General features: G+C 74.4%; 15 protein-coding genes. 9 read left to right on the top strand and 6 right to left on the bottom strand.

The window, feature by feature from the left end; all coding sequences use genetic code 11:
* Nucleotides 1-87: 87 nt before the first annotated feature.
* Nucleotides 88-657: a TetR/AcrR family transcriptional regulator gene (locus J1G43_RS05565; RefSeq protein ID WP_207339225.1), complete on the top strand. Its 570-nt coding sequence runs from the start codon at nucleotides 88-90 to the stop codon at nucleotides 655-657.
* A gap of 34 nt (nucleotides 658-691) precedes the next feature.
* Complete coding sequence (locus tag J1G43_RS05560) at nucleotides 692-1,864, top strand: SGNH/GDSL hydrolase family protein (RefSeq protein ID WP_207378113.1); 1,173 nt, start codon at nucleotides 692-694, stop codon at nucleotides 1,862-1,864.
* Nucleotides 1,865-1,940: 76 nt separating this feature from the next.
* Here J1G43_RS05560 and J1G43_RS05555 read toward each other — a convergent pair whose 3' ends face one another.
* Nucleotides 1,941-2,675 carry a hypothetical protein gene (locus J1G43_RS05555; RefSeq protein WP_207339227.1) on the bottom strand — a complete coding sequence of 245 codons (735 nt, stop codon included), beginning with the start codon at nucleotides 2,673-2,675 and terminating at the stop codon, nucleotides 1,941-1,943.
* A complete protein-coding gene (locus J1G43_RS05550) occupies nucleotides 2,672-3,988 on the bottom strand; it encodes a hypothetical protein (RefSeq protein ID WP_207339228.1) in 1,317 nt (438 codons plus the stop codon). Before J1G43_RS05550 ends, J1G43_RS05555 begins: the two co-directional genes overlap by 4 nt.
* A gap of 559 nt (nucleotides 3,989-4,547) precedes the next feature.
* Between J1G43_RS05550 and J1G43_RS05545 the strand changes: the two genes are divergently transcribed.
* From J1G43_RS05545 to J1G43_RS05535, 3 genes are all read left to right on the top strand, one after another.
* Nucleotides 4,548-6,107, top strand: coding sequence for a non-reducing end alpha-L-arabinofuranosidase family hydrolase (locus J1G43_RS05545; protein WP_207339229.1), 1,560 nt, complete (start codon nucleotides 4,548-4,550; stop codon nucleotides 6,105-6,107).
* A 263-nt stretch (nucleotides 6,108-6,370) separates the two neighbouring features.
* Complete coding sequence (locus J1G43_RS05540; RefSeq protein WP_207339230.1) at nucleotides 6,371-6,574, top strand: hypothetical protein; 204 nt, start codon at nucleotides 6,371-6,373, stop codon at nucleotides 6,572-6,574.
* Nucleotides 6,575-6,983: 409 nt separating this feature from the next.
* Nucleotides 6,984-8,903, top strand: a complete 1,920-nt coding sequence (locus tag J1G43_RS05535; protein ID WP_207378112.1) for an ATP-dependent helicase — start codon at nucleotides 6,984-6,986, stop codon at nucleotides 8,901-8,903.
* 14 nt (nucleotides 8,904-8,917) lie between these two features.
* Here the strand turns inward: J1G43_RS05535 and J1G43_RS05530 are convergent, their stop codons facing one another.
* From J1G43_RS05530 to J1G43_RS05520, 3 genes are read right to left on the bottom strand one after another with little or no spacing between them, the layout of a single operon-like run.
* A complete protein-coding gene (locus tag J1G43_RS05530) occupies nucleotides 8,918-9,883 on the bottom strand; it encodes an RDD family protein (protein WP_207378111.1) in 966 nt (321 codons plus the stop codon).
* The gene (locus tag J1G43_RS05525) at nucleotides 9,880-10,431 is read right to left on the bottom strand and encodes a hypothetical protein (RefSeq protein WP_207378110.1); all 552 of its coding nucleotides are present in this window, start codon (nucleotides 10,429-10,431) and stop codon (nucleotides 9,880-9,882) included. The genes J1G43_RS05530 and J1G43_RS05525 overlap by 4 nt, the downstream gene beginning before the upstream one ends.
* The gene (locus J1G43_RS05520) at nucleotides 10,428-11,009 is read right to left on the bottom strand and encodes a hypothetical protein (RefSeq protein WP_207339234.1); all 582 of its coding nucleotides are present in this window, start codon (nucleotides 11,007-11,009) and stop codon (nucleotides 10,428-10,430) included. Before J1G43_RS05520 ends, J1G43_RS05525 begins: the two co-directional genes overlap by 4 nt.
* A gap of 197 nt (nucleotides 11,010-11,206) precedes the next feature.
* Between J1G43_RS05520 and J1G43_RS05515 the strand changes: the two genes are divergently transcribed.
* From J1G43_RS05515 to J1G43_RS05505, 3 genes are all read left to right on the top strand, one after another.
* Nucleotides 11,207-11,926, top strand: coding sequence for a hemolysin III family protein (locus J1G43_RS05515; protein ID WP_207378109.1), 720 nt, complete (start codon nucleotides 11,207-11,209; stop codon nucleotides 11,924-11,926).
* Between the two features lie 66 nt (nucleotides 11,927-11,992).
* Nucleotides 11,993-12,469, top strand: a complete 477-nt coding sequence (locus J1G43_RS05510; RefSeq protein ID WP_207378108.1) for a heme-binding protein — start codon at nucleotides 11,993-11,995, stop codon at nucleotides 12,467-12,469.
* Between the two features lie 87 nt (nucleotides 12,470-12,556).
* A complete protein-coding gene (locus J1G43_RS05505) occupies nucleotides 12,557-14,464 on the top strand; it encodes an FAD-dependent oxidoreductase (protein ID WP_307859486.1) in 1,908 nt (635 codons plus the stop codon).
* A 60-nt stretch (nucleotides 14,465-14,524) separates the two neighbouring features.
* Here J1G43_RS05505 and J1G43_RS05500 read toward each other — a convergent pair whose 3' ends face one another.
* A complete protein-coding gene (locus J1G43_RS05500) occupies nucleotides 14,525-16,402 on the bottom strand; it encodes a BCCT family transporter (RefSeq protein WP_307859485.1) in 1,878 nt (625 codons plus the stop codon).
* A gap of 285 nt (nucleotides 16,403-16,687) precedes the next feature.
* Here J1G43_RS05500 and J1G43_RS05495 point away from each other — a divergent pair, with 285 nt between their 5' ends.
* Nucleotides 16,688-17,104: an NUDIX domain-containing protein gene (locus J1G43_RS05495; RefSeq protein ID WP_207370177.1), complete on the top strand. Its 417-nt coding sequence runs from the start codon at nucleotides 16,688-16,690 to the stop codon at nucleotides 17,102-17,104.
* The last annotated feature ends 9 nt before the right edge of the window (nucleotides 17,105-17,113 follow it).

Below are 17,113 nucleotides of genomic sequence, written 5' to 3'. Positions count from 1 at the left end.
CCGCTCGTCCGCAGCGCGGTCGTCCGACGTCGGAGCCGTGCCTACAGGGCATAGGCTGCATCCTGTGACGTATAGCGAGACGCCTTGATGGCAGGCCGCGCGGGCCTGACCGTGCCGGCCCTGACGACCGCCGCGGCCGAGCTGGCCGACGAGGTGGGCTTCGACCAGGTGACGGTCTCGGCGCTCGCCCGCCGCGTCGGCGTGCAGCCCGCGAGCCTGTACGCGCACCTGCGCGGCACCGACGACCTGCGCACCCGGATCGCCGTGCGCGCGCTGGAGGAGATCGGCGACCGGCTGTCCGTCGCCCTGGCCGGGCGGGCGCGGCGCGAGGCGCTGCAGGCGCTCGTCGACGTCATGCGGGACTACGCCCGGGAGCACCCCGGCCGCTGGGCCGCCACCCAGGTGCGCGTCGACGTGACGCGGGCCGGCGCCGCGGGCGCCCGCGTCTCCGCACTGACCGCCGGCGTGCTGCGCGGGTACGACCTGCCCGACGCCGAGGTCCCGCACGCCGTGCGGTTCGTCGGCAGCACCGTCAACGGCTTCCTGCACCTGCAGGCGATCGGCGGGTTCGACCACTCCGCGCCGGACGCCCAGCAGTCGTGGGCGCGCACGACCGACGCCCTCGACGCGGCTCTGCGCGCGTGGCCGACCGCCTGAACCGCACACCGACACCGCGAGAGACGACGAGACGATGACCTCCCTCACCCCGACCCCCCTGACCGACGACCTCGTCCACGGCGCCCTGGAGCTCGAGCGGACGCCCCGCGGCGTGCAGCCCCACCGGCTGCCCGCCTGGGTGCGGCGCCAGCTGCCCGACCCGCAGCTGCTCATGGCCGAGGCACAGCCGTCCGGCGTGCGCCTGGTCCTGCGCACCCGCGCGACGGTCGTCGAGCTCGACGCCCACCCCACCCGCCTGGCGTACGTGGGCGGCCCGGCCCGCCCGGCCGGCGTCTACGAGCTGCTGGTCGACGGCGAGGTCGTCGCCGGCGCGACGGTGGACGGCGGCGACCTCCTGCTGATCGACCCGGTCACCGGCGGCCGCGAGGTCCGCCCCGGCGAGCCGGGGACGGTCGCCTTCACCGGGCTGCCCGACCGCGACAAGACCGTCGAGCTGTGGCTGCCGCACAACGAGCTCGCGACCCTCGTCGCGCTGCGCACCGACGCACCGGTGCACCCGGTGCCGACCGGTGACCGCCCGGTGTGGCTGCACCACGGCTCGTCGATCAGCCACGGGTCCAACGCGACCACCCCCACCGGCACGTGGCCCGCGCTGGCGGCACGGGCGGCCGGGGTGGACCTGGTCAACCTCGGGTTCGGCGGCAGCGCGCTGCTGGACCCCCAGACCGCACGGACGATGCGCGACACCCCCGCCGACCTGATCTCGGTCAAGATGGGCATCAACATCGTCAACGGCGACACCATGCGGCTGCGGACGTTCACCGCCGCGGTCCACGGGTTCCTCGACACGATCCGTGACGGCCACCCCGAGACCCCGCTGCTGGTGGTCTCCCCGGTCCTGTGCCCCATCCACGAGGACACCCCCGGGCCGGGCGCCTTCGACCCGAGCACGTTCGGGTCCGGGACGGTGCGGTTCGTCGCCACCGGCGACCCGGCCGAGGTCCCGGCGGGGCGGCTGACCCTCACGGTGGTCCGGGACGAGCTGAGCCGCATCGTCGCCCAGCGTCGGCAGGACGACCCGCACCTGGCCTACCTGGACGGTCGCGAGCTGTACGGGACGCCGGACGCGGCGGCCCACCCGCTGCCCGACGCGCTGCACCCCGACGCCGCGACGCACCGGGTCGTCGGGGAGCGGTTCGCCCGCCTCGCGTTCGGCCCGGGTGGTGTGCTCGCGTCGTCGCGCTGAGACCGGCGCCCTCAGCCCCGCGGGCCGAGGAGCCGCGCCCTGGCCCGTCACACGTGACGGGCCAGGGCGCCGCGCCTCACGCGGTCGAGCGGTTCGAGCGGGCGAAGTGCACGTCGATGCACGGCGCGAGCACGACCTCGGTGCTCCCGTCTGCTCGCGTCGCGCCCGTGGCGTACCCCCAACGGTGGGCGGCATCGAGATCGCCACGGACGATGACCGTCGAGGTCTCGACGTCCCACCGGACATCGAGACCCAGCGCGATGAGCACCGGCACGTCCCCGGGATCGGCCTGCCGGAGGTCGGCGTCGACCCACTCGGCGACGAGGTCGGCGCGCGTCGCGTACGACAGGGGGTCGACCGTCTCAGCCTCGGCCGGATCGCGCTGCTCGCGGTCCAGGCGAGCCACCTCGTCGAACAGCGCGAGAACCGGCCCCACCGAGATGTCCGGAGGATCGCCGAACCCCTCCGTCTGGGCCGCCAGCAGGCTCGCCTGGTAGCCCAGCTCGTGGCGCAGCGCGACCATCGCGCGCCAGGCGTCGTCGGACGCCGCGGCGTCCTCCGCGCCCATGAAGCCCGCCTGCTCCCGCCATGCGCGGCGTGCCGACACGCCCGCCGTGGCGCGTGCCCGGAGCCCCCGGGCCGCGGCGGGGTCGGCCGTCTCGAGCTCCGCTGCGAGCATCCGCTGCCCCTCGGGCGTGGCGTCGTACTCGGTCTGCGCGCGCAGTGCTGCCTGGTACTCGGGCGACATGGCCGCCTCGTACCTGCGCTGCGCCTGCTCGTACCTACGCTTCTCCTCGGCGTCCGCGCTCATCGGGACCGCCGCCTTCCGGCCACGACACCGAACCCGAGGAGCAGCCCTGCGGCGATGCCGACCACGGTGGCGACCACCGCGTCGGGCATCGAGTCGAGCAAGGACCCGCTGGCCGGGCCGGGCAACGAGGCGAACGCCGCGAACAGCCCGACCAGCGTCGCCACCGCCGCGACCCCTCCGAGCACCGTGAACCTGTCGTCCCACATCTCCCGCCGCGACTCGAGCCGCTTCTCCAGCTCCGCACCGGCCGCGTCGACGAGACGCGGCAGCGCATCGACCAGCTCACGGTCGGCGTCCGCGATGTCCCCGTCCAGCCGCTTCGTCAGCAGCGCCGGGTTCGACCAGGTCTCGAACTGCTCCGGGCTTGCCATGAGCGCGCCGAGCTCGCGCCGGAGCAGCAACTCACGGACGGTCGCGACCGTGGCGAGCTTCTCCGACACCTCGGACGACGCGTCGACGACCGTGGCGTGCACGGCCCCGAACGCGCGGTGCACCCGTGCCCTGTCCGCCACGAGCGGGACCGTCAGACCCACCATCGCCGCCATGCGGGCTCCTTCGTAGTCGTGGAACACGGACGTCGACTCCAGGTCGACCAGCACGGCACGCGCGTCGTCCCTGACGAGGCTGGAAGCCCCGGGCCGGACCGGCTCGCCGGCCATCGCGAAGCGCGACCACGTGTGGGGCCAGCCCGAGTCCTGCGACACCTCGACCGCGTCCTCGTCCTCGCCGGACTCGAGGACGTCCACGGCACCACCCGCATCGGGCGCGATGACGACGAGCAGCGCCTCCGTCACGGGCACACCGCGCACGTGGCGCACGGACCGTGCGACGAGGTCGACGAGCGCGGGGGGAGCGACCTTCCGCCTCCCGATTCCGAACGACGCCCACGGCGAGCGAGATGGGCGGACGTCGAACAAGGTCCACAGGTCGTCGTGCGCGGTCAGCCCGGTGCCCTGCAGCAGCCCGGTCAGCGCGAGCGCCACGTCGCGGTCGATCGCCGGGCCGCTCACCAGCGGGGCGACCCGGTCAGGGCGCCTGTCGAGGCGCTCGACCGTCAGGACCGGCCCGGCACCCGTCTCCCAGAGGGTCAGGCAGACCGCCGGGCGCACGCGCCAGCCGCGATCCGTGCCGGCATCGTGCTGGTCGGCCGTGCCGACCGACACACCGAACCGCACCTCGCCACCGCCGAGCTCGATCACGCGACGCCCGACCGCGCGTGCCGCGCCGGCGCCTGAGCCTGTCACCCGCGAGAAGTCCGCGCCGGGGCCGGCGGTGAAGAGCTCGTCGTAGGGAGCACCCTCGTCGAACGACACGTCGGTCCGCGGTAGTCCGCAACCCGGCGCGAGCGGGAGGACGAGGGCGCACAGCACCCCGTCGAGTCCGTGGGAGTGCGCGCGCGGCGCCTCCCGGGTCAGCTCCACCGGGCGGCTGCGATACGGATTGATCGCCCTCACGAGGCCTCGGCCTCCGAGCCCGTGCTGCGGGCCTCAGGCCGCGAGCTCGGCGGCGCTCCTTCGACTTCTGTGATGAGCACGTACGACATCCCTTCTCGCCGTCAAGGTGACGGCGCCCGGCCCATCGGGCGCACAGGCCACGATCTGAGCCGAATCCGACGGGAGAGAACGCGTGCAGGTCGACGACGCCCGGCACCACCACGTGCGGGTGACCGCTTACCGCGAGACGCGGCCAGTGGTTCCCCGAGCGGCTGACGAAACGTTTAGGACACCCCCGCACCCCTTCAGCCCCCCGGCCCGGCGTGGCAATGTGAAGGTTCACAATCGCCACCGCAGCGCCGGGCGACGACGAGGCCGACCCGGTGCTGTGACGTCACAACAGTCCCCCGCTCGATCCCGTGACTCGAAGGAGAGCAGCATGAGACCAGCACGTGCACCCGGGGCCGTGGCCCCCGTGCAAGGAGCGCGACGCCGGCTGGCGTCCGTGCTCGCAGCGGCGGCCTTGGCGGTCACCGCCGGTGGGCTCGCGGTCGTCACCGCCCCCGCGGCGTCCGCGGCGACGGTCGACACGAACGCGTCGTACGTGCTGATCAACCGCGGCAGCGGCAAGGCGCTCGACGTCTACAACCTGTCGACGGCCGACGGCGCCCGCATCACCCAGTGGACCCGCAACGACGGCTCGCAGCAGCAGTGGCAGTTCGTCGACGCCGGCAACGGCACCTACCGGATCAAGTCCCGCCTGTCCGGCAAGGTCCTCGACGTCCACAACTGGTCCACCGCCAACGGCGGCGCGATCGTGCAGTACACCGACCGCAACCAGGCCAACCAGCAGTTCCGGCTGCAGGACGTGGCCGGCGGTTACGTGACGCTCATCAGCCAGCACTCCGGGCTGGCCGTCGAGGTCCAGGGCGCCTCGACCGCCGACGGCGCGAACATCGTGCAGTACTCCAGCTGGGGCGGCACCAACCAGCAGTGGCAGCTCGTGCAGCTCGGGGGCGGCGGCAACCCGGCACCGAACCCGACGACGCCCGCGCCCACCGCCAACCCGACGACCCCGCCGCCGAGCGGTGGCACCTGCAACCTGCCGTCGTCGTACCGCTGGCGTGACTCCGGCGTCCTCGCGCAGCCGCGCTCGGGCTGGGTCTCGCTGAAGGACTTCACGGTCGCGCCGGTCAACGGCCAGCAGCTCGTGTACGCCACGACGAACACCGGCACCGCGTGGCAGTCGACCGCGTTCGCCCCGTTCTCGAGCTGGTCGCAGATGGCCTCGGCGCAGCAGCGGACGATGCCGTTCACGGCCGTCGCGCCGTCGCTGTTCTACTTCGCGCCCAAGAACGTCTGGGTGCTGGCCTACCAGTGGGGCGGCCCGGCGTTCTCCTACCGGACGTCGACCAACCCGACCGACCCGAACAGCTGGGGCGCGCACCAGACGCTCTTCACCGGGTCGATCTCCGACTCGGGGACCGGTCCGATCGACCAGGCGCTCATCGGTGACGACAGGAACATGTACCTGTTCTTCGCCGGCGACAACGGCCGCATCTACCGGGCCAGCATGCCGATCGGGAACTTCCCGGGATCGTTCGGGTCCAACTACACGACGATCATGACCGACACCCAGGCCAACCTGTTCGAGGCCGTGCAGGTCTACAAGCTCGCCGGTCAGCAGCGGTACCTCATGATCGTCGAGGCCATGGGAAGCCAGGGCCGCTACTTCCGGTCCTTCACCGCCACCAGCCTGGACGGGCAGTGGACCCCGCAGGCGGCCACCGAGTCGAACCCGTTCGCGGGCAAGGCCAACAGCGGCGCGACGTGGACGAACGACATCAGCCACGGCGAGCTGCTGCGCACCAGCGCGGACCAGACCATGACGGTCGACCCGTGCAACCTGCAGCTGCTCTACCAGGGCCGCAGCCCCAGCTCCGGTGGCGACTACGGCGCCCTGCCGTACCGCCCGGGCCTGCTGACCCTGCAGCGGTGACCAGCCCGGCCTGATCCACCCCGACGCGCCCCTGCGGCCCGCTCCTCGGAAGCGGACCGCAGGGGCGCTCCGTCGTCCAGCTCGGCGAGCTCGTGCCCGAGCTCACGGGCCGTGGGGCGTCGTGCTGGGTGCGGCGGCGGTTCCCCGTTGAGCGAACACGCTGGGGGATGGCCCCGCGATGGGCGATGGTTCAGGTGAGCAGAACCTGCGGCCTCCGTCATCCGGACGTGCGCCGCAGGCCCCGCGAGACGAGGAGACCGGCCATGACCGTCACCACTGCCGACGCCCCCACCGCCCAGCTCACCCGCCAGGACCGCTGCGACCGCTGCGGTGCCCAGGCCTACGTCCGTGCCACCCTCCCCGGCGGGTCGGACCTGCTCTTCTGCGGTCACCACTTCCGCGCGCACGAGGCCGCGCTGGCCGGCGCCGGCGCGGACGTCCTGGACGAGCGCCACCTCATCGACTGAGCGCACGGCCCGTGACGACGGGACGCCCTCGGAGACCGTCCGGGGCGTCCCGTCGTTCATGTCCCCCGTCGGCGTGGTGCCCGACGACGACGCACCATTCGACGACGCACCGTTCGACGACGACCCACCGTTCGACGACGACGGAGGCGCGCCCCCGACGCGGAGGCCGGACGCCACCGCACCGGGGCGGTCCCGCCGTCGCAGGGTCATGACCGCGGGAGCGGTCCTCGTGCGCGGTGCGCTTCTCGTCGTCGAACGTGATCTGCAGGGGGACGGTCACGCGGTCGTCGTGCCGACGCCGGTGGACCGGCCACGAGGGCATTCCGACGGACGGCTCCGCGACCGCGTGACGCGGCCCACCGCGCCCGCGCGTGCGCGGGCCACCGCACGGCACGTACGGTCGTGCCTCGTGCGTGACGGACGGGACGGGGGCGGCGCGGACCGCGTGCTCGCCGGCCTCGACGAGCAGCAGACCGCCGCCGTCGTCGCACCGCCCGGCCCCGTGCGGATCATGGCGGGCGCCGGGACGGGCAAGACACGCACGATCACGCACCGCATCGCGTACCAGCACCTCACCGGGGACGTCCCCGCGCACGTCGTGCTGGCGGTGACGCACTCGAGCAAGGCCGCGGGCGAGATGCGCGACCGCCTGGCGCGGCTCGGCGTGGGCGGTGTGCAGGCGCGCACGTTCCACGCCGCGGCGCTGCGGCAGCTGCGGTACTTCTGGCGCGCGACGGGCCTGCCGGGCGACGGCCCGGTGCTCATCGACGCGGACGGGCCGGGCGCGCAGTACCGCTACCTGCGTGGTGCGCTCGGTGCGGTGCTGCGGACGCCCGCGCGGGACGTCGACGCGTCGATGGTCACCGACCTCTCGACCGAGCTGACGTGGGCCGCCGCACGCGACCTGACCCCCGAGGAGTACGAGGTGCAGGCCGAGGCCGCGGGGCGCAGGCCCGGCATGCGGCTGTCGACGGTCGCGGGCGCCATGCGCCGCTACGCCACCGCCAAGCGCGCGGCCGGCGTGCTGGACTTCGCGGACCTGCTGGCCACGTGCGCGCGGCTGCTCGAGGACGACGACGAGGTCGCCGCCACCGTGCGACGGCAGTACGCCGCGTTCGTCGTGGACGAGTACCAGGACACCGACCCGGCGCAGCAGCGGCTGCTCGACGCGTGGCTCGGCACGCGCGACACGCTCGCCGTGGTGGGCGACGCCCGGCAGGCCGTCTACGCGTTCAAGGGCGCCGACACCTCGCTGCTGCGCGACTTCACCGTACGGTTCCCGCAGGCGGTGACCGTCGACCTCGTGCAGGACTACCGCTCGACCCCGCAGGTGGTCGACGTCGCGAACCGGCTCATGGCCGGGCGACCGGAGGCAGCGGGCCCGGTGCTCGTCGGCGTGCTCGGCGACGGGCCGACGGCGCAGGTGGTGCGGGCGGACGACGAGGACGACGAGGACGCACGCATCGTCGCGACGGTGCGCGGGTGGCTGGACGCGGGCGTGCCGGCCGAGGAGATCGCGGTGCTGCACCGGTTCAACGCGCAGGCCGTCGCGCTGACCGCGGCACTGCGCGACGCAGGGATCGCGGTCGTCGCCGCGGACGGGCAGGCGTACTTCGACCGCCGCGAGGTCGCGCACGTGCTCGCGCTGCTGCGCGAGCACGTCGCGCGCGCGCCGGACGAGGACGCGGCCGAAGTGCTGGACCAGGTGCTCGCGCGCGTCGGCCACGACCCCGACGCACCACCCGACGGCACGGGCGCCGCCCGTGAGCGCTGGGACGCCCTCGAGGCGCTGCGGTCGCTGGTCGCGTCCCTGCCCCCGGCCGGCACGGTGCGGGCCCTGTCCGCCGACCTCGACCGCCGCGCCGCCGAGGACCACGCGCCACCCGGCCGCGGCGCCGTCACCGTCAGCACCATCCACAAGGCCAAGGGGCTGGAGTGGGAGGCGTGCGTGGTCGCGCGCGCCACCGAGGGCTCGTTGCCGTCGGTGTACGCGACGACCTCCGCGGAGATCGCCGAGGAGAGGCGCCTCGCGTACGTCGCGGTGACGCGTGCCCGGCGGCACGTCGTCGCCACGTGGGCGGCAGCGCGGCGCGGCGGGCGGGCGAACACGCCGTCGCCGTACCTCGACGCGTTCACGGCGCCGCGGGCGGGACGCGGCCCGGACGTGCCGACGCCGCGCCCGACGTCCGCGCTGAGCGTCGGGCAGCGGGTCACGCACGACACGCACGGGCTGGGACGCGTGGTCGACGTGCGCGACGGCAGGGTGACGATCGACTTCGGGTCCGGCGGACGGCGGACGGTGGCGTCGGGGCGCATCGTCACGCTGTGACGGGCGCCCGGCGCTCAGCCGCCGGTGAGCAGCGTCGCCGTGCAGGTCGTGAGCGTGCGCCCGTCGAACAGCACCTCGACGTCGACGGGTGCAGCGCCCTCGAGCGGGAACGTCGTCATCGGGCCGTCGCCGGACCACGCCGCGTTCTCGACCGTGGCGCCGTCGGACGTCGTCGTGCGCACGAGCAGGGAACCGGGCTCGTGGGGGCCCGTCGGGCGCCACGCGACCTCGAGGGCGAGCCTCGTGGTCTCGGCGCGGCGCGCGTCGCCCTGCCACGGCCACAGGCGCTGCGCCTGCCGCCACTCGATCTCGCGGACGAGCGTCACGCGATCGACCCGGAGCGGGGCGTCGGCGTCCTGCGTCTCGAGCCGGCAGGACGCGGACGAGTCGCGCGTCACGCCGCCCGCGTCACCGAGCCGGACCCCGAGGACGAGTCCGACGACGATGACGACCCACGCGGCGGCGGTGACGGCACGGCCGAGGCCGTCGGACCTCGGGGGCCGCAGGACGACCGCGGTGCCGACGAGGCTGTCGGCGAAGGTGCGCCCCTCGGGGTGCCACAGCGGGCGCAGGTAGCCGATGAGCAGGATCGCGTCGAGCAGGTGGGCCCAGCACCGCACCACCGACCGCAGGACGCCCGGCTGGCCGCCGACCGGGCCGTCGGCGGGCGCGCGCACGACCTGGAGCCGGACGACGCGGCGCCCGGGCGTCTGGCCCGTCAGGCCCTGCAGCACGAGCATCAGCACCACGGCCGTCACGACCACGGCCGACGAGGTCCACGGCAGGAGGTCGGCGTCCGTGCCGGTGTCGAAGGTCGGCTGCAACGACGGGGCCGCGATCCGGTCACCGCCCACGAGCCACGCGACCGCCCCGAGGACCGCGCCGTCGAGGAGCGCGGCGATCACGCGCCGGCCCCAGCTCGCGACCTCCGGGACGCGGGGCGTGACGCGGGTCGACGGGTCGACGTCGGTGACGGTCACCGGCGCATCGTGGCAGGTGACGGCTGCGGGCACCAGGGCCGGACGGCGAGCGGGACGTCCTGCTCGCCGACGAGGTCGCGGGGCGACGGGCCGGGGACGGCCCGCCGCACGACGAGCACCACCACGGCGCAGGCCAGCACGGTCCACACGTCGGTCGCGTCGGGCTGGACCACGACCCGGACGGGCGCAGCCACCCCGCCGACGAGCGCGTCGACGGGGAACCGCAGCGCCCCGACCACGTCGACGTACACGCCCCGCGCCGCTGCGGAGAGCTTGACCGCGGCGAACACCAGGGCCGTGAGCGCGGCCGCGACCTGGGCCGCCGCGACGGTCGGCGCGCGCCGCGTCACGACGTCACGCGCTGCCAGCAGCAGGAACGGGAAGAACGCGAGGCCGGCGACGTCCGAGAGCTTGCCCGTCACCCAGCCGGGAGCGGCCGCCTTCAGCACGTGGTCGTTGAGCAGCAGCACCGCGAGCGCCACGAGCGGCACGGGGTGCAGCACGAGCTCCCCCGGAACGCGGCGCCCGGCGGTGGTCGGACGACTCACGGGGTGGCCGCGGGCGCGTCGGGCGCGTCGAGCGAGAGCCGGTCGAGCGTCGCGCTGCTCAGGTCACCGAGGTGCAACGACACGGGCGACGTCAGGTCGACGGGCAGCAGGAAGGTCACGCCCGCGTACCCCTCGACGGGCCGGGCACCCTCCGAGCGGGGCGGCACCCAGCCGCGCGCGGTCACCTCGGCCGGGAGCCACGTGCGGCCACGCCCGTCGCTCACCGTGAGGGTGCGCAGCACGTCGTCGGGGACGGGCTCGGTGCCCACCCCGCCGATCCGGAGGTCGACGTGCACGGGGACGTCGACGTCGTCGGCCGTGAGGCAGCCCGGTGCGCGCACCCCGACGTCGACCACGTCGTACCCGCCGCCCACGAACGCCGCGGGCGTCGCCGTGCGGTCCGTCCACGAGTCGTGCTCCTGGGGGCCGTAGAACTCCCCGACCTCACCGGCGGACGGCGGGTCCGGGCAGTCCTGCACCGGTGGCGAGGTCGCGACGGCCGCACCTGCCCCCACCAGCAGGACGACGGCGACGGCCGCAGCGCGCAGCCGCGGTGGCCGCGGTGAGGTCGTCGCCATGTCGGCACCGTAGGGCCCCGCCCGCCGCGGCGTGGGCGTCGATGCCGATCCGTCACCCGCTTGACACGTCCGGCGTGCGTCGTCGCGCTGTGACGAACCGCCCACCCGGCACAGGGCGCGCGCCGCCGGTGCGGCCGCGCCGCGCGGGTAGGCTCCCGGACGGGCCGGACCGATGGCTCACCAGGAGGAACGAAACGGTGGAGACCACGTCCGCACGCACCACGCCGACGCCGGGGACGACCCCACCACCGCGGCTCAGCCGCGACGGCAGCGTGCACGTCACCGACGAGCGGGTCAACACCGTCACGCACCTCGCGGCGAGCTGCTTCGCGCTCGTCGGGGGCGCCCTGCTCGTCACCCAGGCGGTCACCGGGGGCGACCTGTGGAAGATCGTCGGGCTCAGCGTCTACGCCGCGTCCGTGCTGCTGCTGTTCGTCGCCAGCACGCTGCACCACGGCATCGACCGGGGGCCGCGCGTCAACGGCGTGCTGCGGACGCTCGACTACGCGTCGGTGTTCGTGCTGATCGCCGGGTCGGTGACGCCGCTGGTGCTGGTGCTGTTCCGCAACGCCTACGGCTGGGCCGTGCTGGGAGCGGTCTGGGCGGTCGCCGCGGTCGGCATCGCGCTGCGGTCGGCGCTGCGCGAGCTGCCCAAGTACGTGACGAACACGCTGTACATCGCGATGGGCTGGATGCCGGTGGTGCTCGTCGGGGCAGGCGTGGACCTGCCCGTGGGGGCGTACGTGCTGATGGCCGCCGGCGGGCTGGTCTACAGCGTGGGGTTCGTCGTGTTCGTGGTCGAGCGGCCCAACCCCCTGCCCGGCGTGCTCGGCTTCCACGAGATCTGGCACGTGCTGGTGGTGCTCGCCTCCGTGCTGCACTACCTGCTGATGTACCGGTACGTGCTCCCCGCCTAGCACCCCGTGACGAGGTCCCGCTGGGCCGGATCGCCCGCCTCACGCGGCATGCCGCAGGATGGGCCCGTGACCGAGCTCCCCACCTTCACCGTCGCCGACCTCGAGGCCGAGCCCGTGCTCGACCTGCCGGCGTTCACGCAGGACGACGCCGTGGACCTCGGTCTGCTGGCCGTCGCCGTGGTCCGCGAGCGCGGCGCGGACCTCGCGGTGCGCGTCGAGCTGCACGGCGAGACGGTCTTCCTGGCCATGACCGGCTCGACGGGCGCGGGCAACCTCCCCTGGCTCGAGGGCAAGGCGCGCGTCGTCCACCGCTTCGGCGAGCCGTCGCTGCTGGTCCGTCGGCGCCACGAGGCCGCGGGCACGCCCTTCGACCAGCGCACCGACGTCGACCACGACCTCTTCAAGGCGCACGGCGGGTCGGTCCCCCTGCGCGTCGACGGCGAGGTCGTGGGCACCCTGACGACGTCGGGCGAGCCGGACGTCGTCGACCACGCGGTGGCGGTGGAGACGGTCCGGCGGTTCCTGGCGGCGCGCGCCGCCTGACGCACCTCACGCGGGACACCCGTGACCGGGTGCGACCGCGGGGCGGCGGACGTAGCGTCGAAGGGTTCGTCGACGCAAGGGGGCGCCGTGTTCGACAACCTGCTCAGCCCTGGCCGGATCGGCCGGCTCGAGGCACGCAACCGGATCGTCATGCCACCGATGCACGTCGGGTTCGGCCGACGCGTCGAGGAGCGGGAGGTCGCGTACTTCGCGGCCCGCGCCGCGGGTGGCGTCGGCCTGATCATCACCGGGACCATGACGACGACGTCACGGTTCGAGGACAACGAGGGCTGGCCCAAGGTCGAGGACGACTCGGTCGTCCCCGACCTGGCGCGGCTCGCGGACGCCGTCCACGCCGAGGGCGGTCTGCTGGCCGGGCAGCTCACGCCGGGGTCCGGCCGCGTGGGCCCGGCCGAGCCGGGCGGCGACGTCCCGGTGTCGGCGTCGGCGACGCCGTGGCTGTCCGACCCCACGCGCCTCTGCCGTGAGCTGACCACCGCCGAGGTCGAGCAGCTCGTGGCGGACTACGGCCCGGCCGTCGCGCGGCTGGCCGCCGCCGGGTTCGACGCGGTCGACATCCACTCCCACACCGGGTACCTGATCGACCAGTTCATGAGCAGCCAGTGGAACCAGCGGACGGACCGCTACGGCGGCTCGCTGGAGAACCGGCTGCGCTTCCCGCTCGAGCTCATCGCCGCCGCCCGCGCCGCCGCGCCGGACCTGGCCATCACCTTCCGCCTCACGGTCGACCACCACATGCCCGGCGGCCGCAGCCTGGACGAGGCGCTGCAGATGGCGCCGGTCATCGCCGGTGCGGGCATCGACCTGCTCATGGTCGACGACGGCGCGTTCGAGACCGTCGACTGGATCTTCCCGCCGTACTACATGGGCGACGCCCCGCTGCTGCCGGGCGCCGCGGCCGTCCGCCGCGTGGTGGACGTGCCCGTCATGGCGACGGGCAACATGACCCCGGAGATCGGGGACCGCGCGGTGGGAGCCGGCGAGGTGGACTTCATCGGCATGGGCCGTGCGCTCATCGCCGACCCCGACCTGCCGCGCAAGCTGGCGGCCGCCCGGCCCGACGCGGTCCGGCCCTGCATCCGCTGCAACCAGCTCTGTGTCGGCAACATCCTCGTCGGGCAGCCGATCGGCTGCGCCGTCAACCCCGAGGTCGGCGTCGAGGCGCACCTGCCCGGCCCCGCGCCGCAGCAGAAGCACGTCGTCGTCGTCGGCGCCGGGCCGGCCGGGCTGGAGGTGGCCCGGGTCGCCGCGTCCCGCGGGCACCGTGTCGACGTCTACGACGAGAACGACCACGCGGGCGGGGTGCTCTGGCCCGCCGCGACGCCGGACTTCAAGCGCGAGCTGCGGCGCATGGTCGACTGGTGGCAGGGGCAGCTCGCCGACCTGCCCGTCACCCTGCACCTGGGCCACCGCATCACGGCGGACTCCCCCGAGCTGCGCGACGCCGACCAGGTCGTCGTCGCCACGGGGTCGGTCCAGCTGGTGCCCGCGAGCATCCCCGGCACGGACCGGGATGACGTCGTCGACGTCCTGCGCTTCCACCAGGGCGCGCCCGTCGGGCACCGCGTCGTCATGGTGGGCGGCGGGCTCTCCGGCTCCGACGCGGCCCTCGAGCTCGCGCGCGAGGGGCACGACGTGACCGTCGTGGAGATGCTCGACGAGATCGCCCGGGACATGCTGCTGGTCAACCGGATCACGCTGCTGCGGGACCTGGACGAGGCCGGGGTGCGGCTGCTGACGAGCACCCGGGTGAAGGAGATCACGGACGACGGCGTCCTGGTCGAGGGGCCCGACGGCCCGGCGACCCTGCCGGCGGACACGGTCGTGCTCGCGCTCGGCAGCCGGCCGCGCACCGACCTGCTGACCGACCTGAGCGCCGCGGGCCTGCCCGTCGAGGCGGTCGGTGACTGCGTGGCGCCGGCCAAGGTCGGGGAGGCGGTCAACAACGCCTACGCGCTGGCGGCGCGGCTGTAGCGCGCAGGCGTACGGCGTCGGGCCCCCGGGGGGCCGGGGACGCGTCGGCCGCGAGCCGCGTCACCCCGCCGGGTCCCGGGACGGCGGGGGTTCGGCGCCTCCCTCGTCCGGCTGGTACCAGTCGGTGAGCACCGGGTCGTCGGTGTCCAGCCACGCGCCCGCGCCCTCGTCGGGCTCGGTGGCCACGACGCCCACGACGAAGTCGTCGCCGTGCTCCTCGATGCCGGCGCGGACGCCCTGCTCCAGGGCCTCGCGGGCGTACCGGCGCCGCAGCGTCAGCGGGTCGCGCGCCAGGTCCTTGGACCACGCGACCATGACGAAGATGAGCACCACGGCGAACGGCAGGGCCGAGACCATCATGAGGCTCTGCAGGCCCGAGAGCGCGACCTCGCCGCCCCCGACCAGCAGGACCGCCGCGACCGCCGCGAGGGCGCTCCCCCAGACCACCGTCGTCCACCGCCGTGGGCTCGGGTTGCCCTGCTCGGACAGGCTGGCCATGACGATGGACGCGGAGTCGGCGCTGGTGACGAAGAAGATGACGATCGAGACGATCGCGAGCACCGAGGTCACCGCGCCGAACGGCAGCTCCCGCAGCAGCGTGAACAGCATGTCCTGCCCGGACGCGCTCGCGCTCATGACCGACCTGGTCTGCTCGAGCCACATGGCGGTGCCACCGACGACCGTGAACCACACCAGGCACACGGCGCTGGGCACGACGATGACCGCGGTGACGAACTCCCGCAGCGTCCGGCCGCGGCTGATCTTGGCGATGAACATCCCGACGAACGGCGTCCACGACACCCACCACGCCCAGTAGTAGGTGCTCCAGGCGCTCATGAACTCCTGCGCGTCGGGCGACGTCGCCGCGGACTGGCCCATCATCACCGGCAGCTCGGCCACGAACGTCATCAGGACGCCGGGCACGAGGTTCAGCAGCAGGACGGTCGGGCCCACCACCAGGATGAACAGCCCGAGCAGGCCGGCCAGGACCATGTTGACGTTCGACAGCGCGCGGATGCCGCGCTTGACCCCGGAGACCGCCGAGAGGATGAACGCGACGGCCAGGACGACGATGATGCCGACGATCACCGCGTTGCCGAGGGGGCCGACGCCGCTGACGATCTCGATCCCGCGCCCGATCTGCAGCGCACCGATGCCCAGGGACACCGCGGTGCCGAACAGCGTGACGACGATCGCGAACACGTCGACGACCTTGCCGAGGGCGCCCTGGCTGCGCTCCCCGAAGACCGGCTCGAGCAGCGCGGACATCAGCGGCGCGCGGCCCTTGCGGTACGCCGCGTACGCGACGGCACCGCCGACCAGCGCGTAGAACGCCCAGGCGACCGGCCCCCAGTGGAACAGCGTCTGCGCGAGCGCGACGTGCATGGCCTGGCCGCTGCCCGGCTCGGTGCCCGTGAACGCCGGCGGAGGGTCGAGGAAGAACGACATCGGCTCCAGCGGGCCGTAGAACAGCAGCCCGATCCCGATGCCCGCCGAGAACAGCATCGTCACCCAGGAGACCGTCGAGAACTCGGGCTCCTCGTCGTCCTGGCCCAGGCGGACGGCTCGGTGCCGCCCGAAGCCCAGCCACATCATGAACACCAGCACGACGACGGTCAGGACCCCGAAGAACCACCCGAAGTCCACGGTGACGACCTCGAAGGCGGCGTTCGCGAAGTCCGCGAGGCCGGCCGGGAGCAGCAGGCCCCAGGCGATCACGGCGAGCACGACGGCCGCCGCGACGGCGAACACCACCCTGTCGATCCGGAAGGAGAGGTGCGTCTGCTCGACACCGATGCCCGGCAGCAGCGCGGGGTGCGGGCTGCCGAGGGTGCCCGGAGAGGTGACCTCCTGGAGGATCCGCGCAGCGCGTGCGCGCTGGGCCTCCGAGGTGCGGCCGGACTGGCTCCCGGTCGATCCGGTGCGCGTCTCGCTCACCACCGATTCGCCTTCTTCCTGCGTCAGGAACGGCCATCGATGGTAGGTGGCCCGGGCAACCGGGCGCGGCCGGTCCCTCGGCACCCCGGCGCGCCCGGTCGACGACGACCCGGCGTCCTGACGTGCGCCTCCGCGTCCTGACGAGGCAGCGGACGAGCCGGCCCCGCCCGGCCGGACGTCGCCCGGATCACAGGCGCCCGACGCACTGCGTGCAACCCGGGCGGCGGACGGCGGGACGCTGACGGCACGGCGGCGTTCCCAGCGGCGCGTCGTACGATCCGGCACGTGCCGGCCACCCCTGTCATCCACGTGAGCGCCGTCGTCCTGCGCCGGGCCTCGGGCGAGGTCCTCACCGTGCGCAAGCGCGGCACGCACCGCTTCATGCTCCCCGGTGGCAAGCCCGAGCCCGGGGAGAGCGCCGCCGCCACCGCGGTGCGGGAGGCGCACGAGGAGGTCGGCGTCGTGCTGGACGAGGCGCGGCTGCACGAGCTGGGCACGTTCCGCGCCGCCGCGGCCAACGAGGCGGGCCACGAGGTCGTCGGGACCGTCTTCGAGCACCCGCTCGTCGGCGCGACGGCACCCGCGGGCGAGATCGAGGAGCTGCGCTGGCTCGACCCCGCCGGCGACCTGCCCGACGACCTCGCCCCGCTGCTCGAGCACCACGTGCTGCCGGTGCTGGCGGGGACGACGCCGCCCGCCTGACACGACGAC

This window comes from Cellulomonas sp. zg-ZUI22 (assembly GCF_017353535.1).
Classification (GTDB): domain Bacteria; phylum Actinomycetota; class Actinomycetes; order Actinomycetales; family Cellulomonadaceae; genus Cellulomonas; species Cellulomonas wangleii.
Note: the sequence above shows the minus strand (reverse complement) of the source record. Positions and strands in the feature narration are given on the sequence as shown.